Genomic DNA, 585 nt, shown 5'->3' with positions numbered 1-585 from the left:
TTGTGCATCTAAACGATCAATTTCTTTTCTGATAGACGTCGTACTATCCGCAAAATAAGCATCCCTTTCCAATCTAGTACGTTTTGCGAATAACTTGTCTAAATCAGTCGTTATAAATCGTGACATTTCTTTTTCAAATTGCCATGCCTGTAGTTCATAGTTAATGCCTAAATCTTCCCGAATTTTTTCTGCTAATTCATCTCTCCATTTTCCATGTAATTCCCAAACTAGCTCTAATGGATTATTAAAGGATTTTTCATTTTCTACCGATACAGCTGATAAATCAACTGATGACTGTTGATTCTGGGTTCTCAAGGCATCATTCCAGTCTGTCTTCTCCTGACTTTGTTCAGGGGCTTTTTCTATGTACTCCAGTATTTGTGCATCTAAACGATCAATTTCTTTTCTGATAGACGTCGTACTATCCGCAAAATAAGCATCCCTTTCCAATCTAGTACGTTTTGCGAATAACTTGTCTAAATCAGTCGTTATAAATCGTGACATTTCTTTTTCAAATTGCCATGCCTGTAGTTCATAGTTAATGCCTAAATCTTCCCGAATTTTTTCTGCTAATTCATCTCTCCA

General features: G+C 35.9%; 1 pseudogene. It reads right to left on the bottom strand.

From position 1 onward, the window contains the following. Positions 1–585, bottom strand: a pseudogene (locus tag D8787_RS12005) (hypothetical protein); the annotation flags it as partial.

This window comes from Streptococcus mitis (assembly GCF_003944325.1).
Lineage (GTDB): Bacteria > Bacillota > Bacilli > Lactobacillales > Streptococcaceae > Streptococcus > Streptococcus mitis_CW.
Note: the sequence above shows the minus strand (reverse complement) of the source record. Positions and strands in the feature narration are given on the sequence as shown.